This is a genomic window from Mangrovihabitans endophyticus (genome assembly GCF_014646155.1).
GTDB classification, from domain to species: domain Bacteria; phylum Actinomycetota; class Actinomycetes; order Mycobacteriales; family Micromonosporaceae; genus Actinoplanes; species Actinoplanes endophyticus.
This window is the reverse complement of the sequence record NZ_BMMX01000019.1, coordinates 1-25,110: the sequence shown is the minus strand read 5'-3', so window position 1 is coordinate 25,110 and position 25,110 is coordinate 1. Positions and strand designations below refer to the sequence as shown.

Here is a 25,110-nt window from a genome sequence, read left to right as displayed (position 1 = left end):
CATGAACACATGGTCGCCGTCTCGCTGCGGGCTCTGCGCAAGGTCTTCGACGACGGCGTGGTGGCCGTCGACGGGCTGGACCTGGAGGTCGCGGCGGGCGAGTTCATGGTGCTGCTCGGCCCGACCGGCTGCGGGAAGTCCACGGTGCTGCGCCTGCTGGCCGGTCTTGAGACGCCGACGTCGGGTGAGGTGGTGTTCGACGGCGTGCCGGTGAGCCGGTTGCCGCCGGCCCAGCGCGAGGTGGGCATGGTCTTCCAGAACCACGCCCTCTACCCGCATCTGACCGTCGCGCAGAACATCGGATTCCCGCTGCGGGTCAGCGGCGAGAGCCCGGCGCGGCTGCAGTCCCGGGTCGCCGAGGTGGCCCGCGAGTTGCACGTCGTCGACCTGCTGGGCCGGTTGCCCGCGCACCTGTCCGGCGGCGAGCAGCAGCGGGTGGCCCTGGCCCGAGCCCTGGTGGCCCGGCCGGCGTTGCTGCTGCTGGACGAGCCGATGTCGAACGTGGATGCGGCGATCCGGGCCGAGTTGCGCGGCGAGATCCGGGCCGCGGTCCGCCGGGTGGGCATCACCTGTGTCTACGTCACGCACGACCAGGCCGAGGCGATGAGCATGGCGGACCGGCTGGCGGTGCTGCGCCGGGGGGTGCTGCAACAGGTGGGTACGCCCGCGCGGGTGTACGCCGATCCGGACACCGTGTTCGTGGCGGCGTTCCTGGGCAGCCCGCCGCCCAGCCTGTTCGAGGCGGCGGTCTCCGTCACGCCGGAACGGGTGGATCTGGACCTCGGAAGTCACGTCGTGGCCCTGCCGCGTACGGCGGCGCTGGCCGGGCGGCATGGTGAGCGGGTCACCGTGGGCGTCCGGGCGCTGCGCCCCGGCGACGCCCTGCGCGGCGTGGTGCGCCGAGTGGACAACCTGGGCCACGAGGTGCTGGCTCGGGTCGACGCGGGGCTGGTGCCGACGCCGCTGGCGACCTCCGGGCTGGAGCTGCCGTCGCGCCCGCCGGCGCCGGTGACGCACACCGAATACGGCTTCTATCCGTCGTACCAGCCCGGTGACCGGGCGCCGGCCGGGGAGGTGACGGTGCGGATGCCCGCCCCGGCGCGGGTGCGCGTGGGCGACGAGCTGGGCGTGGCGGTGGCGCCGGAGGACCTGTTGTTGTTCGACCGGAGCGGGCGGCGCATCAGAATCTTCGACGCACCTCTAGACAGCCAAAGTTAACACTCTTAATAATTGGCCATGCGCCGATCGATGATTCTCGCTTTGAGCGCCGCGCTCGCGGCCGGCGGCTCCGCCGTCTACGTGGCGTCCTCCGCCAGCGCCGCCGAGGCGTGCGCCCCGGCCTGGACCTCCTCCGCCGTCTATGTCAAGGACGACAGGGCTTCCTATCAGAGCCACAACTACCAGGCCAAGTGGTGGACGCAGAACGAGAACCCGGCCACGCACAGCGGCCAGTGGGACGTCTGGATCGACCAGGGCGCCTGCGGCGGTGGCGGCGGTGGCACCCCGACCACCCCGCCGACCACCACCCCGCCCACGACGCCGCCGACCACGCCACCCACGACGCCGCCCACCACGCAGCCGCCGGCGACCGGGCTGCCCAAGCACGCGCTGATCGGCTATCTGCACGCCAGCTTCGCCAACGGCTCGGGTTACCTGCGCATGGCCGACGTGCCCGACGACTGGGACATCATCGACCTGGCCTTCGGCGAGCCCACCTCGCCGACCTCCGGGGATATCCGGTTCACCCTCTGCCCGGCCACCGAGTGCCCGGGGGTGGAGAGCGAGGCGGCCTTCATCGCCGCCATCCGCGCCAAGCGGCAGGCCGGCAAGAAGGTGCTGCTGTCCATCGGCGGCGCCAACGGTCAGGTGCAGCTCACCACCACCGCGGCCCGGGACACCTTCGTCCGGTCGGTGAGCGGGATCATCGACAAGTACGGCCTGGACGGCGTGGACGTCGACTTCGAGGGCCACTCGCTGTCGCTGAACACCGGGGACACAGACGTCAAGAACCCGACCACGCCGGTCATCGTCAACCTGATCGCCGCGCTCAAGACCCTGAAGGCACGGTACGGCGCGGGCTTCGTCCTCACCATGGCTCCGGAGACGTTCTTCGTGCAGTTGGGCTACCAGTACTACGGATCCGGTCCGTGGGGCGGCCAGGACCCGCGCGCCGGGTCGTACCTGCCGGTCATCTACGCGATGCGCAACGATCTGACGGTGCTGCACGTGCAGGACTACAACTCGGGTTCCATCGTGGGCCTGGACGACCAGTACCACAGCATGGGCGGGGCGGACTTCCACATCGCCATGACCGACATGCTGCTGACCGGTTTCCCCGTGGCCGGCAACACCGCCAACATGTTTCCCGCGTTGCGCGCGGATCAGGTCGCCTTCGGCGCGCCCTCGTCGGTCAGCGCCGGCAACGGATACGTCGCGCCGGCCGGCATTCAGCAGGCGGTGAACTGCCTGGTCAAGGGCGTCAACTGCGGCGGTTACCGGGTCCGCAGCGGACTCAACCCCGGCTTCCGCGGCCTGATGACCTGGTCGATCAACTGGGACCGTTACTACAACTGGGAGTTCCGCACCTCGCACGGGCCGTTCCTGGACGCCCTGGGCTGAGCCGTTCGGCAGCGCCGGCCACCGCGCGGCACCGACGGTGGCCGGCGTGACACCATGATCTGATGGTCGACCCTCCGGTGGCGTTCGTGCTCGGCGGTGGCGGCGTGCTCGGCGCCGTCGAGGTCGGCATGTTGCGTGCGTTGTTCCGCGCCGGTTACCGCCCCGACGTGGTGGTCGGCACGTCGATCGGGGCGGTGAACGGCGCGCTGGTCGCGGCCGATCCCAGCGAGGCGGTGACCAACCGTCTGGTCCGGCTGTGGACCTCGCCCGAGGCGGCGGCGGTGTACGGCGATTCGCTCGGCCGGCAGATGCGCCGCTTCGCCGCCCGCACCCACCTGCACTCGCCGCGCCCGCTGCGCCGGCTGCTGGAGAGCGAGCTCGGCACCGAGGCGACCTTCGCCGACCTGAAGATCCCGTTTCACTGCTGCGCGGCCAACATCGAGCGGGCGGCCGAGCACTGGTTCGACAGCGGGCCGCTGGTCGATGCGGTGCTCGCCTCCTCGGCGGTGCCTGGCCTGCTGCCACCGCAGGAGATCGGCGGCCGGCACTACATCGACGGCGGGATCGTCAACTCCATCCCCATCGGCGAGGCGGTGCGGCTGGGCGCCCAGTTGATCTTCGTGCTTCAGGTCGGCCGGATCGAACGGCCGCTGACCGTGCCCCGACGCCCCTGGGAGGTCGCCCAGGTCGCCTTCGAGGTGGCGCGCCGGCACCGGTTCGCCCGGGACATGGCGTCGCTGCCCGGCGGGGTGCGGGTGCACGTGCTGCCCACCGGCGGGAGCGAGCGTCGCGACGACACCCCGTGGGCGTACCGGGACATGGGCGCGGTGGGGCGCCGGATCAGCCGCGCCTACACCGCGTCCCGCCGCTACCTGGCGGCCAATGTCACCCCGGCGCGCACCGGCGAGCGCGGCTGATGCCGCCGGTCTGGGTCCGCCGGTTGGTGTTCGGCCCGCTCGTCGTCGCGCTCGCCGTCGCTCTGCTGATCACCGCGCCGGTCTGGCTCCTGCTCGCGCTGATCGCGTCGCCGTTCATCCCCGGACATCTGCGCGTGCCGCGGCTGACCATCCTGGCCATCGCGTACCTCGCCTGGGACGCTGCCGCCCTTGTCGCGCTCGCCGGGCTGTGGGTGGCGTCCGGCTTCGGCGCGCGGATCCGCACCCCGGCGTTCCAACGCGCGCACTACGCGCTGACCGGCGGCTTCCTGCGGGTGCTGTTCTGGCTGGCGCGCCGCCTGCTGCGGCTGTCCGTGGACGTGGTCGGCACCGACCCGGACACCGCGTCCCCGGGACGGCCGGAGATCGTGGTCAGCAGGCATGCCGGTCCGGGCGACTCGTTCATCCTCATCCACGGCCTGGTCAACTGGTTCGACCGGGAGCCGCGCATCGTGCTGAAGGCGACGCTGCAGTGGGATCCGGCGGTCGACGTGCTGCTCAACCGGTTGCCCAACCGCTTCCTGTCGCCCGGCTCGGGCCGGAACCCAACGCTGGAGGAGGAGGTCGGGCAGCTCGCCGTCGGGCTGGACGACGACGACGCCTTCGTGATCTTTCCGGAGGGAGCCAACTTCAGCCCGCGGCGCCGCAACCGGGCCATCGCGCGGCTGTGGTCGCGCGGCCTGGGTGACCTGGCCGCGCGGGCCGAGCGCCTGAACAACGTGCTCCCCCCGAAACCCGGTGGACTGCTCGCCGCGCTGGACGCGGCACCGGACGCCGGGGTGATCTTCGTGGCGCACACCGGTCTGGATCGCATGCTGACGGTCGCCGACGTGTGGCGTCAGCTTCCGATGGACAAGCAACTGGTGATGCGATTCTGGAGCGTCCCTCCCGAGGAGGTGCCGCAGGCCGAGGAGGCCCGGGTGGAATGGCTCTACGACTGGTGGGCGCGCATCGACGCGTGGATCGAGGAGAATCGCCCGGCGCCGCGGCCCCTCCGAGTGGGGAGGCCGCGGCGCCGGGCGACATCGGTGTGAGGCTCGGTCAGCCACCCAGGCTGTCGTAGAAGCCGTCCGGGGCTTCGGTGATCTCCGAGGCGGCCGGGCGTTCGGCGGTCACCGTGGTGCCGTAATCCGTGTAGAGCACCTCCAGCGGCTGCGCCTGTCCGCCGTCGACCGCGGGAAGCTGGATGGTCAGGGCGGACAGCCGCCCCTGGTCGTCCACGCCGGCCGTGAACGGCACGCGCTGCGCGCGGTCGCCGTACTTGTCGATGGTGACGCGATCGACGCCGCTGAGGCCGGCCGCCTTGGTGAGGTCCAGCGATCCGGCGTAGCTGCCCGGTGCGGTCTGCCGCACGTCGGTGGTGGAGGAGAGCAGCCGAGCGGTGTCGGCCGGGTCGATCTGGCCGGGGCGCAGGCCGATCTCCGCCCCCTCGGGCAGCCGCGCGACGTCCACGTGGGTCCACGTGCCGGCCTTGGTGAGGCCCGGGACCTGGACGTAGAGGTCCTGGCCGACGAGCAGGGACTTGACCGTGACGTCGGCGTTGTCGCTGGTGGCGTGCAACGTCGCGGTGCCCTTGCCGTTCGGCGCGTCCATCATGCCGTCGAGCTTGAAGCCCGGCCCGGAGGTCATGGTGATCTTGAAGCTGTTCTCGCCGAGAGCGGCCGCCGCCTGCCCGAGCTGCGCCGCGGCGGCCGGGTCGGCAGCCGCGGAACTGGTCGCCGGGCTCGGCGCGCCCGCCGACGCGCTCGCCTCGGGCGTGGTGCCGCCCTCGGCCGAACATCCGGCGAGCGCGAGTGCGGCAGCGGCCATGGCGCCCAATCCCCATCCGGTGAGCCGTCGTGTCCGCATGTCCGTCCTCCCTGTCGACGCCGGCGTCGACATGACCCCGGTCGCCGGGGAAATTGCCCGATCGCGCGCTCCGGCAAACGGACACATCGTGCGCACGGGCGCTCACCGGACGGGCGGATTTCGCGGCCGAACCCCGGCACGGCATGATGATGGCCCGAGGTAGCCGCCCGCGCACGTTCAGGGAGATCTAGTGAGATTCGAGGTCAGCAAAGTCCTCGACGCCATCGAGGCTCGTCTCACCACCGACCCGGCACTGGCCCGCGCGGTGGTCGATCTGTCCGAGGTCGCGCGGTACGCCGACCTGGACGGTGGCCGCCCGGCCAGCATGCTCCGGCTCGGCCTGGTGATCGACGCGCTCGGCCGACACGTCGCGGAGGAGAACGTCCCGGTCTATGCGGTCGCCCCGCGCGGCCTGCTGTCCGACGGCGACTTCACCTCCAACGAGCGCATGGTGATCCGCAGGTGGGCGGACGACGGCATCGTCGAGGTGGTGCCCCAGATGGACGACCGGGTGCTGGAGGTGGCCGAGCTGCTCGGCCTGCCGGTGCTCACCCGGTCACGGTCCGAGCAGTTCCGTGACCGCCGCCCGTGGGTGGACGAACCCGGTCGGCTGCTGGCCGCGGTGCCCGGCGCCGGGGGGCCGGTGCTGGTGGCCCGGGTCGGGCGGGGCGAGGTGCCTGCGGTGGCCGAGCCCTCAGCGACCGGTGCGCGGTTGCTCGCGCGGGTGTGGCGGTGTCCCGAGTCCACCTGCAGCAGCTACGGCGTCGGCGGGGATTCCGACAGCCCGTTCGCCGACATGCGCACCGTCACCAGCCCGGTCGCCCAGCCGCCGCCCACGTTGCGCGCGGGCGCGCCCACCTGCCCCCGGCACGGCACCCGGCTCTCCGACGCCGGAGCCCGTCCGCCGGTCGAGGTGCTGTCGGTTCGCATCGACGGCGTGGTCCGGCAGCGTTTCGTGGTCACCGCCGACAAGCCGGTGGTGGTGGGCCGGGCGCCGGAGGGCGGCGAGGGCATCATGCTGGGCCAGTGGCTGACCGACGACGCCCGCAAGTGGATCAGCCGGGGGCACGCCCGGTTCGTGCTGGAGAACGGTGAGCTCTCCGTTCAGGACGTGTCCACCAACGGCACCGGCGTGCGCCCCGGGGGCTCCGGCGACGACGAGGAGCGGATCACCCTGAACCGGGATGAGACCCGCGCCCTGGCCGAGGACGACGTGGTCGAGCTCTATGCGAACGTGCACGTGGGGCGGGCCCGGATGTGGGCCACCGGCGGGGTCAGCCAGCCGGCGTCGGTGATGGCCGAGGCGCCGACCATGGCGATCCGCAAGTTCGAGCGCTGACGCCGCGGCGGCCCGCACGCCGCACCGGCACCGGCGCGGCGTGCGGCACGACGGTTCAGCGCCGGGCGTCGGCCAGCACCGCGGCCAGGGCGGCCACCGCCTGGTCCACCTCGTCCGGGGAGACCACCAGAGGCGGCGCCAGCCGGATGGTCGATCCGTGTGTGTCCTTGGCCAGCACGCCGTGCTCGGCCAGGCGCTCGCACGCCTGCCGCCCGGTCATCAGCGCCGGGTCGATGTCCACTCCGGCCCACAGCCCGCGCCCGCGGACCTGAAGGACGCCGTGGCCGGTGAGCGCCCGCAGCCCGGCGTGCAGCCGCTCGCCGAGGCGCCGGGAGCGTTCCTGGAACTCGCCCGACTGCAGCAGCCGGATCACCTCCACGCCCACGGCACAGGCCAGCGGGTTGCCGCCGAAGGTCGAGCCGTGCTCGCCCGGCCGGAGCACGCCGAGCACGTCGCGGCCGGCGGCCACCGCGGACACCGGGACGATGCCGCCGCCCAGCGCCTTGCCCAGCACGTACATGTCCGGCTCGACGCCCTCGTGCTCGATCGCGAAGGTGCGTCCGGTGCGCCCCAGCCCGGACTGGATCTCGTCGGCGACCAGCAGCACGCTGCGCCTGTCGCACAGGTCCCGCACGCCGGCGAGGTAGCCGTCCGGCGGGACCAGCACACCGGCCTCGCCCTGGATCGGCTCCAGCAGCACCGCGACGGTGTCGTCATCCACCGCCGCGGTCAGCGCGTCCAGATCCCCGTACGGGACGACGGCGAAGCCCGGGGTGTACGGCCCGAAGTCGTCGCGCGCGTCCGGGTCGGTGGAGAAGCTGACGATCGTCGTGGTGCGGCCGTGGAAGTTGTTCTCCGCCACCACGATCTTGGCTCGGCCGGGCGCCACACCCTTCACGCGATATCCCCAGGCGCGGGACACCTTGATCGCCGTCTCCACCGCCTCGGCGCCGGTGTTCATCGGCAGCACCAGGTCCTTGCCGCACAGCGTGGCGAGGGCGTGGCAGAACTCCGCGAACTGGTCGTGCACGAAGGCCCGGCTGGTCAGCGTGAGGCGGTCGAGCTGCGCGTGCGCGGCGGCGATCAACGCCGGGTGGCGGTGCCCGAAGTTCAGCGCCGAATAGCCGGCCAGGAAGTCGAGGTAGCGGCGGCCGTCCACGTCCGTCACCCACGCGCCGTCGGCCTCGGCGATCACCACCGGCAACGGATGATAGTTGTGCGCGGTCCAGCGTTCGGCCTCGGCGAGCGCTTCCGGCGTACGGACATCAACGGTTGTCATCGCAGACGCTTCCCTTTCCGCGGTGGGTTCCTGGGGCCCACGGTATGCGGGAGCGACGGTCGGCGACCCCGGATCTTCCATGCGACAGTCGCATGATCATTGCGTGCTCACGGTCGGGTCCGGCGATTCGTTGCGTAGACGCCTCCGGGACGGCGCGTCGGCCGTCCCGGAGGTCAGAGTGCTCTTCCCGGCGCACCGCCGGAGGGGTGTCGGGGCGGGCAGGCGTGCGCGTGCCCGGTTCCGAAAATCACTCACCGAGGGCGCACCGCCGACGGCGATGACATGATGCCCTCAGAAGCGGTCCACAAACTGTGCGTCAAGCCACTCCCGGGCGTTCTGCACCGGCTGCATGTCGGTGCCGAGCCAGTTGAGCGAGCCGGTCAGCGCGAGGATGCCGACCACGATGGCGGCCAGCGACAGCACCATGCCGATCAGGGCGTCGGTCTTGCCGGCGACGTGCCGCCGACTGGTGGCGCGGATGCCGAACAGGGCCAGGACCAGCCCGAGGCCGGCGACGCCGATGCCGTATCCCATCAGCGGGCCGGACAGCACCAGCAGCGCGGCGGCCACGCCGAGGATGAGCGACAGGGTGGCCATCAGGCTGGCGCGCGGCTTCGGTCCGACGGCGGGCGGTGTCTCACCCGGGCGGCCGGGCTCGTCGGCCTGCCGGTCGTCGCCGGGCCGAAGTTCCTGCGTCGTCGGCTCGTCGCGGTGCTCGCGAGCCGGCGGGGGCGGCGGTGGTGGTGCGGAGTGTGCCCCGGCGGTCCCGGAGCGCTTGTCGCTCGTCTTCGCCGTCTCGGACTTGGCGGGCTGGGACTCGGCCTTCTCGGACTTCACCTCGGCGGGATTCACTCGGGCAGCCCGGTTGGCTTCGGTCCGGTCGTCGGAGCGGGGGCCGTCCCACCGGGTGGTGGTGGACTCGTTGGGCTTGGTGACGGTGGAACCGTCGTGGGGCTTGGTGACGGTGGAACCGTTGTTCGCGGGCCGTTCTTCGGTGGTATCGCCAGTGGTTTGACGAGAGAACGTCGGCATTCTCACGACATCACCTCCAGTGTCAGCGGGGGATGCCGTGTGCTATACCCGGTTGTCCTCACGGCGACACCGGCGGCGCGGAAACGGGCACGAACGAGGTGCCCGTCTCCGCACCGCCGTGGGTGCCGCCGTGGGTGCGGTCAGGCCGGCGAGGGTGCCGTGGAGACCTCCGCCGCGCTGCGGATCACGTGGTCGATCAGCCCGTAGGACTGGGCCTCCGCGGCGGTGAACCACCGGTCACGGTCGGCGTCCCGCTCAATCTCCTCCGGGGTGTGCCCGCTGTGGAAGGCGATCCGCTCGTTCATCGTCTGCTTGATGTGCAGCATGCTCTCGGCCTGGATGGCGATGTCCGCGGCGGTGCCGCCGATGCCACCGGACAACTGGTGCATCATGATCCGGGCGTGCGGCAGCGCGAAGCGCTTGCCCGGCGTGCCGGCGCAGAGCAGGAACTGCCCCATCGAGGCGGCCATGCCCATGGCGATCGTCACCACGTCGTTCTTGACGTACTGCATGGTGTCGTAGACGGCCATGCCCGCGCTGATGGACCCGCCCGGCGAGTTGATGTAAAGAGCGATGTCCTTGTCGCTGTCGTCCGACGCGAGCAGCAGAAGCTGCGCGCAGATCCGGTTGGTTACCTCGTCGTTGACCTCGCTGCCGAGGAAGATGATCCGCTCCCGGAGCAGCCGCTCGAACACCTGGTCATCGAAGGATGCGCCGGCTCCCCGCATCGTCATGTCGTCAGCACTCATGGCCTTAGCTTGCCCCGGCGAAGGGGCGAACACCCAGCGATTCCCCTGAGGGCGAACCGGGTACCCCCGGCGGGCAGTAGTCGTGGGTAAACTGGTCGCGTGACCAAGCATCTCATGAGCGCGGGGGAGATCCAGCAACGCCTGGGTGTCAGCCGCCAGCGCGTGCACCAGCTCACCGCGCGCCCGGACTTCCCCGCGCCGTACGAGGAACTGAGCATCGGTCGCATCTGGATCCGCGAGGACGTCGAAGACTGGATCGCGAAACACCGCCCGGCGCTCGCCGAGGTACTCGCCCGCAGCATCGCGGCGGAGCTGGAAGAGGCCGCGCAGAGCGAGCCGGACGCCCGCCGTCGTGCGCACCTGGACGCGCTCGTGGTGGCGCTGCGCGGGACGGGCCGCGAGGTGTTCGTGCGAGCCGCCGCCGACGTCATCCGGCGCCACCGAGGCTGACCCGGCCGACGGCGGCGCTGCCGGGTAGCGTTGCCTGCCGTGCCAGAAGGACACACGATCCACCGCCTCGCGGCCCATCACCGCGAGCTCTTCGCCGGTCAGCGGATCGCGGTCAGCAGCCCGCAGGGCCGCTTCGCGGCCGGTGCCGCCCGGGTCGACGGCCATGCCCTCACCGACACCGAGGCCTACGGCAAGCATCTGTTCCACCACTACGCGGATGAGCTCACCGTGCACGTCCACCTGGGACTGTACGGCCGGTTCACGCAAGGATCCCGCCCCGCGCCCGCCCCTGCGGGGCAACTGCGGATGCGCATGATCGGCGAGCGCGCCGGTCGTTGGCTGGACCTGCGCGGGCCGACCGCGTGCGAGGTGCTGGAGCCGGGCGCGGTTTCCGGCCTGCGGGCGCGTCTGGGCGAGGACCCGTTGCGCGACGACGCCGACCCCGGCCGCGCGTACGCCCGGGTGGCGGCGAGCAACCGGCCCGTCTTCGGCCTGCTGATGGACCAGAGCATCGTCGCCGGCTGCGGACTGATCTATGCCAACGAGGTGCTGTTCCGTGCCGGCCTGTCGCCCACGCTGCCCGGCCGCGCCGTGGGTGGGGCGTGCTGGCAGGAACTGTGGACCGACCTGCAAGCCCTGATGAAGGAGGGCGTGGTCCGGGGCCGCATCGACACCGTGCACACCACGCATACGCCGGAGGCGATGAACCGCGCGCCGCGGGTGGACCGGCACGGCGGCGAGGTCTACGTCTATCGCCGGCCGGGGCAGCCCTGCCACGTCTGCGGCGCCACGATCATGCGGGGTCCGCTGGCGGGGCGGAACTTGTACTGGTGTCCGGTGTGTCAGCCGTGAGCGGCGGCACCTGCGGCACTCCGAGCGTGAAGTTCTCCGTCAGCCAGGGCAGCAACTGCTGGTAGGCGGCGATGGTGTCGGGCTGGTTGAAGTCGTGGGAGAGCACGATCGCGCCGGGCTTCACGTCCTTCTTGAGCTGGGTGACGATGCGCGTGATGTGGGAGTCGTCGTCCTCGTCCTTGTCATGCTCCCAGTCCCGCGGGTCCACCTTCCAATAGAGGGACGCCATCTTGTCCGCGTAGGCCACCTGCACCAGCCGGTCGGTGAAGTTGCCGCCGGGCGCCCGGAAGAACGGGATCTTCGCATCCGGGACCGCCTGCCGGATTGCCGCGTTGGTCCGCTGCAGATCCCGCTGAATCGTCGCCGGTTCTTCCTTGCCGATGGTGAGGCTGTGCGACCAGGTGTGGTTGCACAGCGTGTGACCCGCGGCGGCGATCTGCCGGACGATCTCGGGATGCTTGCGCACCTGCTGGCCGACCAGGCAGAACGTCGCGGTGATGTGCCTGTCCGCCAGCATCGCCAGGATTTTCGGCGTCTGCACCGGGTCGGGACCGTCGTCGAAGGTCAGCGCCACCGCGTCGGAGCCCGTGGTGAGCAGCGAGTGCGCCGGGCCGTCGCCGTCCGGCACCGGTGCCGCCGGGCTGGGGCTCGCCGTCGGCGTCGTCGCGGTGGCCGGGGCGCTGGCGGTGGGGGCCGGTGCGGCGGAGGAGGCGCTCACGGCGGGCGTGGGTGCGGTGGTGTTGCGCCGCGGTGCGGTGGTGGCCGGGGCTTCGGTCGTGGTGCGGTGTGCGGATCCGGCCTTCTGCCGGGCCTCGACGGCGGCCTGGTTCGCCGCGTTGACCGGATCGATGTCGAGGGCGCGCCGCTGCATCGGGACGCCGACCAGCAACAGGCCGAGCACCACGGCGGCGACCAGCACGGCCTGCTGGCGCGGCTTGCCGACCAGCAGCCAGGACTCCAGCGGAACGGTGCCGGGTGCCCGATGTGTGCCGGTGGCGCCCGGGCGGGCGCGGCGGCGCGTCCCGGCGGGCCGGGAGGCCGGGCGGATCTCGACGCCGTGGGATCGTCCGGCGGCGTGCCGGGCTCGCGGCCCGGATGCCGGAGCCTCGCGTCGGACCGGGCGCCGGTGCGCGTCCCGATCCGCGCCGGGGCGGTCGTGCCGGGCGCCGCGTCGCTCCGCGTCCCGGTCCGAGCCGCGACCGCCGCGCTCGGGCGTGCGTCGCGCGTTGCGCCGGGACCGGCCGCGCTTGCGCCACCTGGCGAACAGACCCTCCGCGGCGTCGGCCGGCCGGCTGAGCCCTGCGGCGCTCCAGATCGCCTCGACCTTGCGGGTCTCGTGGCGGGTCACCGACGGCCACTCGCCGGTGGGGTAGCCGGTCTCGTCCTTGACCATCGGAGCCTGTTCCGGCGACGGGCGCAACCGGGTGCTGTCGGCGAGGGTCTCCGGCCGACGGTGCCGGCCGCTGATCTCGGCGGCGTCGAAATCCCGGTGCCCGACCGTCGTCGGATCTTCCGAATCGGCCGCCGCGTGGCGCGGTGGCGACGATGGGGAGGAAACCGGATGGGACGGTGACATTAGTCATGCGTACACCGTGATCATCTTTTCCGGAATACCAAGATCGTGATCGATTGGTGACAAGCTGTATATAACCCCTGCATGGGATCGCCCGCTGGGTGGGCGTGGATGCCCGACGCGACGGTGCGTTCGATCACTCTTGCGCCGCCGAGGCCGGTGATGGAAGTCTGAGTTCCGCATCGACGATATTGAGTTTTTCTATTGCTGGGTGCACAACGGGGGATCCATATGTGCTTCGGTGGATATTTGCGTGCCCGATCCCGGGCGCGTCAATCGACCGTGATCAATTCATGGCGTCGGCGGGCCGCTCGTCGGTCCTCGCTCGCCGTGGCGGTCGGCACCGCGGCGCTGCTGGCTGCCTGCACCGGCCAGGAGGGCACGACGGCCGTCCTGGAGAACCCCCGGCCGGTGGTCGCCCACGGCGCGCAGCACGTCGCGGCCGAGGCGCCACACCAGCGGTGGGGCGGCGCGGACGGGCTCAACCCGGTGGCCGGCGAGCCGGGCAACGACTTCGTCCCGCCCTCGCAGCGGTCCCGCTACCCGCTGCTCAAGCATCCGGCGCGGCCGGCCAACCGGGCGTCCGTGGTGGACACCGAGCGAACCGCCGCCGCCAGGGCCGCGGCGAACGCCGCCACCGATCCCGGCTTCAACGCCCGCACCAGCCGGGAGCGCGTCGGCGACCGGGACGCCCATCGGCGTGTCTACGACAACGCCGACGGCACGCAAACCACCGAATACTCCACCGCCGCGCTGAACTACCGGACCGCCGACGGCGGCTGGGCGCCGATCGATGCGCACCTGACCGGCGACGCCGCGACCGGATGGCAGCGCACCGGTGACACGGTCGGCTTGCGCCTGGCCCCGCGCGCCGACGCCGCCGAGCTGGTGCGGGTGACGCTGCCCGGTGGCGGGGTGCTGGCCTACGGCGCGGCCGGTGCGCGCGGTGTCACCGGCCGGGTCGACGGCGACACCGCCACCTACCGCGGGGTGTGGCCGGACGTCGACGTGGAACTTCAGGCGCAGCCCGGCGGTGTCAAGGAGACCCTGGTGCTGGGCTCCGCCGCGGCGCCGCACGGGTTCACCTTTCCGCTGCGCCTGACCGGCCTGAGCGCTGCCGTCGACGGCGCGGCCGTGGTGCTGACCGATCCGGCCGGCAACCGCCGGGCCAGCATCCCCGCCGGTTACCTGGTGGACGCCTCCGGAGCGGTGTCGCACGCGGTGCGCTATCGCCTGGTCGACGGCGAGACCGGCGCGGCGCTGCGGGTCGAGGCCGACGAGGACTGGCTGGCCGACCCGCAGCGGCAGTTCCCGGTGCGGCTCGACCCGCCGGTGCTTGCCGACGGCGCGGCCTCGCAGGGCCTCGTCGTGCAGGGCAGCTCCTCGCACGGCGGCGGCGACGAACTGCTCGTGGGTCGCCGCAACGGCAAGAACTCGGCGTCCTACCTGAAGTTTCCCGGCCTGGTCTCCGACCTGCGCAACCATACGATCTTCAGCGCGCAGCTCAGCTTCGCCAACTTCTCCGCGCCCTCCTGCAAGCCGCGCACGGTCAGCGTCCACCCGGTGACCGGTTCCTGGTCGGCGGGCGACACCGACCGGTCCTACCCCGGACCCGGCGTCGGATCCGCCCTGGCCAGCGCTTCGGTCGCCCAGGGTTACGTGGCGCTCGGCCATGCCAGCTCCGCCTGCCCGGTCACCGGCACCGTCATCAACCTCGGCAGCAAGGGCCGCGACCTGGTCCAGGGCTGGGTCAACGGCAAGGTCGCCAACAACGGGATCTCGCTGCGCGCGCCGGTCGGCGACGAGAGCGCCTGGAAGGTCATCGCCGGCACCGGCACCGCCAACCCGCCCAAGCTGTACGTGACGCACACCCCGTACAACGCGAAGTACTCGGTGCCGCACCCGACGCCCGATCCCGCCGTGCTGCAGAACCAGGACGGCAAGGTGAAGGTGTCGGTCACCAACACCAGCGCCATGGACTGGAGCGCGAGCGGCTACAAACTGATCTACCGCGCCTACAACGCGAAGACCAACGCCAGCGTCGGCCAGTTCGTGGCCGCGAGCCTGCCCGGGACGGTGGCCCGCAACGCCAAGGTGACCCTGGACGCGACCATCCGGGCCCTGCCGATCGGCGACTACCTGCTCGACTTCAGCATGGCCACCTCGGACGGCCGGGTGGTGTTCACCGACGAGATGGTGCCACCGGCGCGGATCGCGCTGAGCGTGGAGAACATCGAGCCGGTCGTGGAGGAGGTCTACCCGCCCAACGGGTACGCGTCACCGATCCTGACGCCGCAGCTCTGGGCGCGGGCGATCGACCTGGACGCGCCGCCGGGCAGCGCGCTGCAATTCCGTTTCCAATACTGCTCGATCTCCTCCTCGGGCGAGCCCACCGACTGCACCCTGACGCCTTACCAGAGCGGCCAGGCGTTCACCATTCCGGCCGGAAAGCTGCGGTGGAGCACCGTCTACCAGTGGCGGGCCTACGTCAAGGACAACGCCGACGAGACGATCACCCCGTACTCCACGCTGATCACCACGGTGCCGCAGCCGGAGATCACCTCGCGGGTGGCCAACGCGCCGTACGGCAGCCAGGACCGCGACTTCGACCCGGATCTGGGCAACTTCAGCACCGCCGCGGTCGACGCGAACGTGGCCACGGCCGGGCCGCCGCTCAGCGTCGTGCGTTCCTACAACAGCCTCGACCCGCGCCGCGACCTGGCGTTCGGCGCCGGCTGGATGTCCCAGTTCGACATGCGGCTGGTGCTGGACGCGGACGGTTCCGGCAACGCGCTGGTCACCTACCCGGACGGGCAGCAGGTGCGGTTCGGCCGCAACCCGGACAACACCTTCGCCGCCCCGATCGGGCGCACCGCACGCCTGACCATCGACGCGGGCGCGGGGACCTACCAGCTCGAAGACTCGGCGGGGACCACGTACCGGTTCCGCGGGGGCGACGGCAGGATCGCCCGGATCACCGACAAATACTCGCGATACCTCGAATTCAGCTATACCAGCGCCGGCACCCTGTCCACGGCGCACAGCAGCTTCGGCAACCGCACCATCGGCCGCTCGCTGACCTTCGGCTGGAACGCGGACAACACCCACGTCACCAGCGTCAGCACGGAACCGGTGGGCGGGCGCGCGCTCACCTGGACCTACCAGTACGACGGAGACCTGCTGACCCGAGCCTGCTCGCCGGGCGCGGTCAACTGCACCACGTACGGCTACGCGCCGGGCTCGCACTACCGCAGCGGAGTGCTGGACGCCGGGCCGGAATCCTACTGGCGGCTGGGTGAGGACTCCGGGTCCACCGGTGCCGCCAGCGAGGTCGGCAACAACCTCGGCAAGGACGCGGGCACCGCGGCGAACGTGACGTTCGGTGCGGACGGCGCCCTCGCCGGCACCGACGACACCGCGGGGCAGTTCAACGGCACGACTTCGATGGTCGAACTGCCCGGCGGCACCGTGAAGGCGAGCCGGGACACCACGGTGGAACTCTGGTTCAAGGTCGATCCCACGCAGACCGGCGGCCCGCTGATCGGATATCAGGACAAGAAGCTGTCGGAGTCGCCGGGCACCGGCGTCCCGCTGCTCTACACCGGCAGCGACGGGCACCTGCGCGGCCAGTTCAAGACCACGTCCGACACCCCGGTGCCGATGGACATCGCGGTGGACGTCCGGGACGGCAAGTGGCACCACGCGGTGCTGTCGGTCACCGCCGACGTGCAGAGCCTCTACCTGGACGGCGGCCACAAGGCGACCATGCCGGCCAGTGCCGGCGTGGTCGATCACAACCTGCTCACCGCGAACCAGCTCGGCGCGGCCTGGGCGACGAACCCCACGGCCTGGCCGCGGTGGGGCAGCACGGCCAAGCGCACCCTTTCCGGCAGCCTGGACGAGTTGGCGGTCTACGACCACGCGCTGAGCGACCAGATCGTCCGCTCGCACTGGTTGCTCGGCACCACACCGGCGGATCAGTTGTCCACGGTGACCCTGCCGAGCGGCCGGATCGCCTCCGAGACGGCGTACGACACCGCCGCCGACCGGGTGACCGAATACACCGACGGCAACGGCGGCACCTGGAAGATCGGTCTGCCGACCGTGTACGGCGGCGACACCGACCTGCGCCGCTCGGTCCGGGTGTTCGACCCGGCGGACCGGCCCTCCATGTACGAGTACGACGCCCTCGCCAACCGTCTGCTGCGATCGGCGTCCCCGATCGGGCTGACCACGCGCCCCGAGGACCGTCCGCCGTCGCCCGCGCCGTCGCCGTCCCCGTCGCCCAGCCCGACGGAGGTCTGCTCCAGTCCGGACCCGGGTTACCCGCAGTTCTGCACCCACATCCCGGACGACGCCAGCGGCCCGATCTTCGAGGCCAACGAGCTGACCGGGATGGCCGTCCGGTCGTACGGCTACGACGCGCTCGGCCGGCAGAACAAGATCGTCGACGAGAACGGCGGCACCATCGAGCTGGCGCACGACGCCCGGGGCAACGTCACCTCGCGCAAGACGTGCCGCGCGCCCGGCGACTGCCAGACGACGTACACCTCGTACACCACACCGTCCGCGAACAATCCGCTGGATCCGCGCAACGACCTGCCCGTCGAGGTGCGTGACCCGCGGTCGGCGAGCGAGACCGACAACACCTATCGGACGACCACGCAGTACACAGTGGCCGGTGACGTCAGCTCGGAGACCGGCCCGGACGGCGCGATCACGTCCACCGACTACACCAGCGGCAACCAGTTCGCGGTCAACCCGGACGTCGACTTCATGCCGCCCGGCCTGCCGTACCGCGTGTACGACACCGCGGACCACATGACCCAGTTCCGATACAACGCGTACGGCGACACCACGTATGTGAAGACGCAGACCGCAATGGTCACCGAGTCCACCTACGACGCACTCGGCCGCAAGGTCATGGACCGGGAGACGTCGGACGCCTATCCGGACGGCGTGGTCACCACCTATACGTACGACGACATGGGCCGGCTGCTGACCACCACCGGACCGGTCACCGTGAACGCGGTCGACGGCACCCGGCACCAGGCGGTCACCACGAACACGTACGACGTGGACGGCAACGTCATCCGTACCGCCGTCGCCGACGCGCTCGACCCGAACGAACCCGAGCGTGCCACCACGATCGAGTACGACGACTACGGTCACCCGACCCGCACGGTCAACGCGGAGGGCGACGAGCAGACCGAGGGCTGGGACCGATTCGGCAACCGGACGTCGCTGGTGGACGGCAACGGCAACCACTACGGGTACGCCTACACCGCGCGCAACGAACTCGCCGAAGTGCGCCTGTACGACTGGCACGGCGACCCGGACGGCGCGCCCGCCCAGGACGACGACCTGGGCTACGTGGTGCTCACGTCGTACGCCTACGATTACGGCGGGCGGATGGCCTTCCAGGTCGACTCGATGGGCCGGAAGCTGGCCTACAGCTACTACGACGACGGCATGCTCGCCTCCATCGTGCTGAAGAACTTCCACAACCCGGACGGCAGCACCCGCGACTACGTGGTGGAGAAGGACTCCTATGACGACGCCGGGAACCTGACCCGGCAGGAGACCAGCAACGGCGTCGAGGCGATCAAGAACACCATCGACCGGATCGGCCGCACCCAGAGCACCACGTACGACCCCGACGGCCTGAACCGGTACACCACGTACGGCTTCGACACGCTGGGCAACGTCACCTCCACCACGCAGGGCGGCAACCCGAGCAACGTGCCCTGGTTCACCCCGGCGGGCGTGGCGACGCACACCACGCACTCGTACAACAGCGTCGGCCAACTGGAACGCGACCAGGTCTCCGACGGCAGCGCGACACGGACCACCTCGTACACCTACAACCAGCGCGGCGACCTGCTCACCCAGACCGACGCCCGCGGCAACGAGAGCGGCGCCGACAGGGCCGCGCACACCACCACCTACCAGTACGACGAGAACGGCGACCCGGTCCGGGTGAGCGCCCCGGCGGTGGCGACCGAGTCCGGCGGCGGCGCGGCGACCACCACCCGTCCGGCCACGGCCACCGGCTACAACGCCTTCGGCGAGGTGGTAGCGGTCAAGGACGCCCTGGGCCGGATCACCCGCAACCGGTACGACCGGATGGGCCGGCTGGTGGAGGTGACCGAGCCGGAGTACACCGCCCCCGGCGCGCCCACCACGGGCGCCACACCGGTCACCACGATGGCGTACGACGCGCTGGGCAACGTGACCGAGGCGACCGACGCGCGCGGCAACGTCACCCGGTACACCTACGACCGGCTGAACCGGGTCGTCACCCGGGACGAGCCGGCCGCCACCAACGACGAACGCGCGGTCACCCGGTTCACCTACACGCGTACCGGACAACTGCTGTCCACCGTCGGGCCGACCGGCATCCGCACCGAGGCCACCTACGACGACCTGGACCGTCAGGTCACCGCGACGCAGTTCGAGCGCCAGCCGTCGCAGGACACCTTCACCAGCCGGATGCGGTACGACGACGCCGGCAACCTGCTCCAGGTGACCTCGCCGGGCGGCCAGGTCACCACGATGAGCTACAACAAGATCGGCGAGCTGCTCACCAGCATCGACCCGAACGGCGTGACCACGCGCCACGGCTACGACGGGTTCGGCAACCTGGTCCGGAACAGTGACGGCGCGGGCCGCACCACCCGGCGCGACTACGACCTGTTCGGCCAGGTGTCGGCGGAGATCGACCTGCGACCGGACGGCACGACGGTGCGCGAGGAGACGTACGGCTACGACGCCAACGGCAACGTCACCTCCCGCACCAACGCGCTCGGCGTCGCCGTCACCTTCCAGTACGACGTGCTGGACCGGCTGGTCCGGCAGGTGGAACCGACGAGCGCCAGCCACTCGATCACCACCACGTTCGGTTACGACGCGGCGGGCAACCGCACGCGCTACACCGACGGACGACAGAACTCCACCTACTACACGTTCAACAGCATGGGCCTGCCCGAGTCGGTGGTGGAGCCGTCCACCGCCGCGCACCCGGCGCTCGCCGACCGCACCTGGACCGTCGGGTACGACCTGAACGGCAACGCCGACCGGATCAGTGCCCCCGGCGGCGTGGTGCGCACCCGCGTCTACGACGCCGCCGACCGGATGATCGCCGAGAACGGGTCCGGTGCGGCGACCTCGGCCAGCCGCGGCATCACGTACGACCTGGCGGACCGGCCCACGGCGATCACCGCGAGCGGCAACGACGACACCTACACCTACGACGACCGGGGTGATCTGCTCACCGCCGCGGGGGTGTCCGGTTCCGCCTCGTTCGCGTACGACGCCGACGGGTCCATGATCCGCCGCACCGACGCGGTCGGCACCGCCACGTTCGGGTACCGCAACGGGCGCCTGGACAGCATGACCGACGCGGCGTCCGGCGTGACGCAGAAGCTCGGCTACAACAACGCCGGCCTGGTCGACTCGATCGACTACGGTCAGGGCCGCACCCGCACCTTCGGATACGACGACCTGGGGCGCCTCGCCTCGGACCGGCTGAGCAACAGCGGCGGCTCCGCGGTCGCCACCGTCGCCTACCGGTACGACCTGGACGACCGCCTGATCGGCAAGGACACCACCGGCACCGCCGGGGCGGGCAGCAACACCTACGGATACGACGACGCCGGGCGGCTCACCTCGTGGACCTCGGCGAACGGCACCGTCGACTACGCCTGGGACGACTCCGGCAACCGCACCCGGGCGGGCGCCAAGACCGCCACGTACGACCAGCGGAACCGGCTGCTCAGCGACGGCGACTACACGTACACGTACACGCCGCGCGGCACGATGTCCGGGCGCACCAGTTCCGGGCTCACCGACACGTACGACTTCGATGCCTTCGACCGGCTGATCGGGGCCGAGGGACAGACCTATGTGTACGACGGCCTGAACCGGGTGATCAACCGGAACGGCACGCTGTTCAGCTACGCCGGCACCGAACAGGATCCGGTCGGCGACGGCATCGAGAAGTTTGCCCGCGGCCCGGACGGTGAGCTGCTCGCCGTCGAGGACCAGACCGACAACACCCGGATCACCGTCTCGGACGAGCACGACGACGTGGTCGCCGCGTTCGACGCCGACGGCGACCTGAACGCGCTCGACGGATCGACCGCCTTCGACCCGTACGGGCAGCGGATCGCCGAGTCGGGCGACCAGTCCCGGGTCGGTTACCAGGGCGACTGGACCGACCCGGACACCGGCCAGGTCGACATGGGCGCCCGCTGGTACGAGCCGGACACCGGTGGATTCACCTCGCGGGACACGGTGGGGTACAACGGCGGCGACTCGATCCTGGCGAACAAGTACACCTACGGCGCCGGTGACCCGCTGGCCAACACCGACCCCAGCGGCAACTGGCCCTCCTGCGGCTGGTGCAAGAGGCAACTCTCGAAGGTCTGGCACAAGGCCCAAAGCGCCTACAACTGGGGTAAGCGGGTCGTCTCCACCGGCTTGGGCTATGTGAAGGAAGGCACCCGGTGGCTGGTCAGCCAGGGCAAGGCCGCCTACTCGGCGATCAAGCGCGGTGTGACAAACGTGGTCAACAAGGCCAAAGAGTGGGGCTCCTGGGCCTGGTCGAAGGGCAAGCAGGGCTACCAGGCGGCCAAATCCGGGTATGACCGCTACGTCGCGCCCACGCTGAAACGGGCCAGGGACTACGCGGCGGCGAAGGCCGAGCAGGTGCACCAGGCCGCGGTGAAGGTGACCCAGAAGGCCAAGGCCGCCATCAACTACGCCGTGAAGCACGTGTCGATCAAGCGGATCGGCGCCGCGGTCAAGGCCGGGCTGAAGAACATCAAGGTCACCGTCTCCGCAGCCATCCCAGCCAAGCTGGTGCAGAGTTACAACGCCGTCGTGCAGGACCTGGACAAGGCCGCCGACACCCTCTACAAAGCCGCCTCCGCGGCGGGTGGCGCGCTTGTCGACGGGGTGGACTCCGCCGCCGACTGGGTGGTCGACCACAAGGCCGCGATCATCGGCGGCATCGCCGGAACCGTGGTGGGGCTCGGCTGCGGCCTGCTGATCGGCGCGACCGGGGTCGGCGCGATCGCCTGCGCCGCAGTCGGCGGTGCGGTGGGCTCCTTGGTCACCGACCTCGTCGAGGGCGGCAAGGGCTGGAAGGAGATGACCGCCGACGCCCTCATCGGCGGCGTGATCGGCGGCGTGATGGCCCCGCTCACCGCCATCGGCGGCTCCGCCGTCACCGGCGCGGTCCGTGGCATGCTCAGCGGCGGCCTGCGCAGCGCGGCAAGCATGGGCCGCGCGGCGGCCACCAACTCGCTCAAGTCGTTCGGCAAGGCCGAGCTGGGCGGCCTGGCCGGCAGAATGTTGTCGAGCCGGGCGGGCGCATCGGCCGGCCGGGAGGCAGCCGCCGAAGCCGCGGGCGCTTGCGTGGGCAACAGCTTCGCCCCGGCGACCGCGGTGCTCATGGCCGACGGCACCACGAAGCGGATCGAGGACGTGAGGGTCGGCGACATGGTGGTCGCCACCGACCCGACCACCGGCCGCACCGAGAAGCGAGCCGTCACCGCACTGATCATCGGCATCGGCGTGAAGCAGATGGTCCGCCTGACGGTGGACGTGGACGGCGAAGCGGGCGACAAGACGGCCACCATCGACGCCACGCAGGGCCACCCGTTCTGGGCGCCGGACCTGGGCAAGTGGGTGACGGCGGACAAGCTGTCAGCAGGCTCGATGCTGCGGACCGGCGCGGGCACGTACGTCACGGTCACCGCGACGGCGAAGTGGACGGCACAGAAGCAGCGCGTCCACAACCTGAGTGTGGACGGCCTGCACACCTACTACGTGCTGGCCGGCACCAAGCCAGTCCTGGTCCACAACTGCCCCCTCAGCGAGTATGCCGAGAGTGTTCGCAACAAGGCGGGGGTGAAATTCGCCTCCGAATACACCTCTCCTTCGGGTGCGAAGTACTACGGTCATAATCGCCACGGCCAGCAGGCGGAAGGGGCATTGGCGGAGGCGCTCAAGCGAGCTGCCCACCACGGGGGATGCGCCGAGGTGCATTGCCTCATTCAGGCGCAGGCCGCGGAAGGCGCCGACGCTATTAGGGGAGGAACCATGCGGACACTTCAAACCAGGAATAATTCCATGCCGACATCAAACACGGACGCGCACGGTGAAGTGGGCAGACCCTGTGGAAGGTGTAGCGGTCTTCTGAAAGATCTCGGGATTGACTGAGTTCGTGATTCGATTCGATTTGCTCAATCGAGATTTGCTCGGCGCGCTAGGCGCAGCCGGATGGAGCGCCGGTCGGGCTGTTGATCCTGCGCAATGGGTGGTGCCGCTGGAGCGTGAAGGTTATCGGGCACATTCATTGGCCGAAGAGGTTCTGAGTGCGCTGGGAGGGATATCTATAGAGCCAATTAGCCGGGCCGGTCCAAACTTTGCCAATGATGAGCCTTACAACTTCGATCCCATTGCGGCCGGGGCAGGTCAGTATGAATTGGCCCTTGAGATAGAGTCCGTTCTTGGTGGAAGTTACTTTCCTATCGGTGAGTGGCTTAGTTATTCAAGCGTTTTCCTGGAGTCTGAGGGGAGGGTTGTTGCTACTGGCATGGGTTGGATTTGGGAGCTTGGCGCAACTTTCGAAGACTCCTTGGAGCTGGCAGTTTGTGCGAACCGTCCGTTGCTCTGTCTATATTCTGATCCGGGACTCGACCCCTGGCCGCCCACTGAGTCCCGTTAGCGGCCGACCAGGCTCGCCGTGGTGTCCACGCTTGCTGTCACGCAACTTCTCAAACTCGGTGCCGAAAAAGCGTGTTATTGCCGCTTGATGACTCGCTCTTCATGGTCCATGCCGGTTTGGCTGTTCTGTGCATGGGTCAGGACCTGCGGGCCGGATGCTGTGATCGCCACCGTGTGTTCGGAGTGGGCCGTACGGGAACCGTCCGCGGAGCGGATCGTCCAGCCGTCGTCGTCGAAGACGATTTTGTCCGTGGTGCGGCACAGCCACGGCTCGATCGCGATCGTCAGGCCCGGGTCGAGCTTCAGCCCGCGGCCCGCGCGGCCCTTGTTGGCCACGTGCGGGGCCTCGTGCATGGTGCGGCCGATGCCGTGACCGCCGAACTCGGCGTTCACCCCATATCCGTACGCGGAAGCTACCTCGCTGATCGCGGCCGAGATGTCACCGAGGCGTCCGCCGGGCTGGGCGGCGGCGATGGCTGCTTCCAGCGCGACCTCGGTGGCCTCGATCAGTGTCAGGTCGGCGGGATCCGCGGTGCCGACGACCACGGACAGCGCGGAGTCGGCGGCCCAGCCGTCGATGCCGACGGCCATGTCGATGCTGAGCAGGTCGCCGTCGCGCAGCACGTAGTCGCGGGGCAGGCCGTGCAGCACCGCGTCGTTGACCGACAGGCACAGCACGTTGCGGAACGGGCCGCGGCCGAACGAGGGCGCGTAGTCCCAGTAGCAGGATTCGGCGCCGCGCTGCTTGATCCGGCGGCGGGCGTGATGTTCGAGGTCCATCAGGTTGACGCCGACCGCGGCGATGTCCCTCAGCTCGCCGAGCAACTCTCCGACGAACCGGCCTGCCACCGCCATCCGGTCGATCTCCGCGGCGGACTTGAGCTCGATCACGACAGCCTCCCTCTCCCTACGCGGTATTTTTATACCACGCCCGTCGAAGGGGGTTCGGCGGGATATCCTGCTGGCATGGTTCGTCAGCCACTGACCGCCGAGCAGATCGCCGCGGGCCAGCGCCTCGGCGCCGCACTGCGGGTGGCGCGGGCCGGTCGCAGCCTCGTCGAGGTGGCGGTGGCGGCGGGCATCTCCCCGGAGACGCTACGCAAGATCGAGACGGGTCGCCTCCCGGCACCGGCGTTCGGCACCGTGGTGAGCCTCAGCCGGGCCCTCGACGTCCCCCTCACCGACCTGGCCGACGCATGGATGACCAACGCGCCGGCCCGCGAGGCATCAGCGCTGTAGCGGGAGATCCGGCCCGGTTTCCCGTCCGACTTCGGTGCCGGGCCGTCAGTGCCGACCTCGGATGCTCGGGACCGACCGTCCACGGGCGGACCGTCCGCGTCCGGGGCGCGTGCGTCCGGGGCGCGTGCGGGCGGGGCGCGTGCGGGCCGACCGACCCCAGGCGCAGCGTGGGTGCGCGGCGTGGGTGCGCGGCGTGGGTGCGCGGCGTGGGTGCGCGGCGTGGGTCTTGGACTTTGCGTGCCCAAATACCACCACGAAAGCCGCATTTGACGCCGACAAACTCCAAGATCGGCGACCATCGACGGGGTAGCAGGATCGATCTTGAGGTTAGTGGTCGGACATGTCGGATGTGGTGACACGGGTCGGGCACACAAAGTCCAAGATCGACGGGCATCGGCGGCGGGCGGGCGGCGGCCGACGGGCATCGGCGGCGGGCGGGCGGCGGCCGACGGGCATCGGCG

At 70.7% G+C, this 25,110-nt stretch carries 16 protein-coding genes; 10 read left to right on the top strand and 6 right to left on the bottom strand.

What is annotated here, in order from left to right; translation table 11 throughout:
• Positions 1-9 precede the first annotated feature (9 nt).
• From IEY73_RS19855 to IEY73_RS19840, 4 genes are all read left to right on the top strand, one after another.
• A complete protein-coding gene (locus tag IEY73_RS19855; protein WP_189080761.1) occupies positions 10-1,218 on the top strand; it encodes an ABC transporter ATP-binding protein in 1,209 nt (402 codons plus the stop codon).
• Between the two features lie 18 nt (positions 1,219-1,236).
• Complete coding sequence (locus IEY73_RS19850; RefSeq protein ID WP_189080760.1) at positions 1,237-2,619, top strand: glycosyl hydrolase family 18 protein; 1,383 nt, start codon at positions 1,237-1,239, stop codon at positions 2,617-2,619.
• Between the two features lie 62 nt (positions 2,620-2,681).
• A complete protein-coding gene (locus IEY73_RS19845) occupies positions 2,682-3,536 on the top strand; it encodes a patatin-like phospholipase family protein (protein ID WP_189080759.1) in 855 nt (284 codons plus the stop codon).
• Positions 3,536-4,588: a 1-acyl-sn-glycerol-3-phosphate acyltransferase gene (locus IEY73_RS19840; protein ID WP_189080758.1), complete on the top strand. Its 1,053-nt coding sequence runs from the start codon at positions 3,536-3,538 to the stop codon at positions 4,586-4,588. The genes IEY73_RS19845 and IEY73_RS19840 overlap by 1 nt, the downstream gene beginning before the upstream one ends.
• Positions 4,589-4,595: 7 nt before the next feature.
• Here IEY73_RS19840 and IEY73_RS19835 read toward each other — a convergent pair whose 3' ends face one another.
• Positions 4,596-5,402 carry a hypothetical protein gene (locus IEY73_RS19835; protein WP_189080757.1) on the bottom strand — a complete coding sequence of 269 codons (807 nt, stop codon included), beginning with the start codon at positions 5,400-5,402 and terminating at the stop codon, positions 4,596-4,598.
• A 190-nt stretch (positions 5,403-5,592) separates the two neighbouring features.
• Between IEY73_RS19835 and IEY73_RS19830 the strand changes: the two genes are divergently transcribed.
• A complete protein-coding gene (locus tag IEY73_RS19830) occupies positions 5,593-6,741 on the top strand; it encodes an FHA domain-containing protein (protein ID WP_189080756.1) in 1,149 nt (382 codons plus the stop codon).
• 55 nt (positions 6,742-6,796) lie between these two features.
• On the opposite strand, the gene rocD is transcribed toward IEY73_RS19830, so the two are convergent.
• From rocD to IEY73_RS19815, 3 genes are all read right to left on the bottom strand, one after another.
• Positions 6,797-8,020, bottom strand: a complete 1,224-nt coding sequence (gene rocD, locus IEY73_RS19825) for an ornithine--oxo-acid transaminase (protein WP_189080755.1) — start codon at positions 8,018-8,020, stop codon at positions 6,797-6,799.
• Positions 8,021-8,311: 291 nt separating this feature from the next.
• A complete protein-coding gene (locus tag IEY73_RS19820) occupies positions 8,312-9,058 on the bottom strand; it encodes an ABC transporter permease (protein WP_189080754.1) in 747 nt (248 codons plus the stop codon).
• 134 nt (positions 9,059-9,192) lie between these two features.
• Positions 9,193-9,801 (bottom strand): ATP-dependent Clp protease proteolytic subunit, encoded by a 609-nt coding sequence (locus IEY73_RS19815; protein WP_189080753.1) that lies wholly within the window; start codon positions 9,799-9,801, stop codon positions 9,193-9,195.
• A 99-nt stretch (positions 9,802-9,900) separates the two neighbouring features.
• Here IEY73_RS19815 and IEY73_RS34245 point away from each other — a divergent pair, with 99 nt between their 5' ends.
• On the top strand, positions 9,901-10,251 hold the full coding sequence (locus IEY73_RS34245; protein ID WP_306661510.1) for a helix-turn-helix transcriptional regulator: 351 nt from the start codon (positions 9,901-9,903) through the stop codon (positions 10,249-10,251).
• Between the two features lie 39 nt (positions 10,252-10,290).
• Positions 10,291-11,103: an Fpg/Nei family DNA glycosylase gene (locus tag IEY73_RS19805; RefSeq protein WP_189080752.1), complete on the top strand. Its 813-nt coding sequence runs from the start codon at positions 10,291-10,293 to the stop codon at positions 11,101-11,103.
• On the opposite strand, the gene IEY73_RS33680 is transcribed toward IEY73_RS19805, so the two are convergent.
• On the bottom strand, positions 11,045-12,679 hold the full coding sequence (locus IEY73_RS33680; RefSeq protein ID WP_229715979.1) for a polysaccharide deacetylase family protein: 1,635 nt from the start codon (positions 12,677-12,679) through the stop codon (positions 11,045-11,047). The two genes, IEY73_RS19805 and IEY73_RS33680, sit on opposite strands and share 59 nt — an antisense overlap.
• Before the next feature lie 327 nt (positions 12,680-13,006).
• On the opposite strand from IEY73_RS33680, the gene IEY73_RS19795 reads away from it, so the two are divergent.
• Together IEY73_RS19795 and IEY73_RS19790 are read left to right on the top strand one after the other, a co-directional pair.
• Entirely contained in the window at positions 13,007-22,903 is a 9,897-nt protein-coding gene (locus IEY73_RS19795) for an RHS repeat-associated core domain-containing protein (protein WP_189080751.1), read from the top strand.
• Positions 22,896-23,411 (top strand): SUKH-3 domain-containing protein, encoded by a 516-nt coding sequence (locus IEY73_RS19790; RefSeq protein WP_189080750.1) that lies wholly within the window; start codon positions 22,896-22,898, stop codon positions 23,409-23,411. Before IEY73_RS19795 ends, IEY73_RS19790 begins: the two co-directional genes overlap by 8 nt.
• A 74-nt stretch (positions 23,412-23,485) precedes the next feature.
• Here IEY73_RS19790 and map read toward each other — a convergent pair whose 3' ends face one another.
• On the bottom strand, positions 23,486-24,301 hold the full coding sequence (gene map, locus IEY73_RS19785; protein WP_189080749.1) for a type I methionyl aminopeptidase: 816 nt from the start codon (positions 24,299-24,301) through the stop codon (positions 23,486-23,488).
• Positions 24,302-24,376: 75 nt separating this feature from the next.
• On the opposite strand from map, the gene IEY73_RS19780 reads away from it, so the two are divergent.
• Positions 24,377-24,649, top strand: a complete 273-nt coding sequence (locus tag IEY73_RS19780) for a helix-turn-helix domain-containing protein (RefSeq protein ID WP_189080748.1) — start codon at positions 24,377-24,379, stop codon at positions 24,647-24,649.
• Positions 24,650-25,110 lie beyond the last annotated feature (461 nt).

Excerpts from the sequence above, each read along its gene's own strand:
- IEY73_RS19855 (WP_189080761.1), top strand. The coding sequence starts at position 10 with ATGGTCGCCGTCTCGCTGCGGGCTCTGCGCAAGGTCTTCGACGACGGC.
- IEY73_RS19850 (WP_189080760.1), top strand. The coding sequence starts at position 1,237 with ATGCGCCGATCGATGATTCTCGCTTTGAGCGCCGCGCTCGCGGCCGGC.
- IEY73_RS19845 (WP_189080759.1), top strand. The coding sequence starts at position 2,682 with ATGGTCGACCCTCCGGTGGCGTTCGTGCTCGGCGGTGGCGGCGTGCTC.
- IEY73_RS19840 (WP_189080758.1), top strand. The coding sequence starts at position 3,536 with ATGCCGCCGGTCTGGGTCCGCCGGTTGGTGTTCGGCCCGCTCGTCGTC.
- IEY73_RS19835 (WP_189080757.1), bottom strand. The coding sequence starts at position 5,402 with ATGCGGACACGACGGCTCACCGGATGGGGATTGGGCGCCATGGCCGCT.
- rocD (WP_189080755.1), bottom strand. The coding sequence starts at position 8,020 with ATGACAACCGTTGATGTCCGTACGCCGGAAGCGCTCGCCGAGGCCGAA.
- IEY73_RS19815 (WP_189080753.1), bottom strand. The coding sequence starts at position 9,801 with ATGAGTGCTGACGACATGACGATGCGGGGAGCCGGCGCATCCTTCGAT.
- IEY73_RS33680 (WP_229715979.1), bottom strand. The coding sequence starts at position 12,679 with ATGTCACCGTCCCATCCGGTTTCCTCCCCATCGTCGCCACCGCGCCAC.
- IEY73_RS19780 (WP_189080748.1), top strand. The coding sequence starts at position 24,377 with ATGGTTCGTCAGCCACTGACCGCCGAGCAGATCGCCGCGGGCCAGCGC.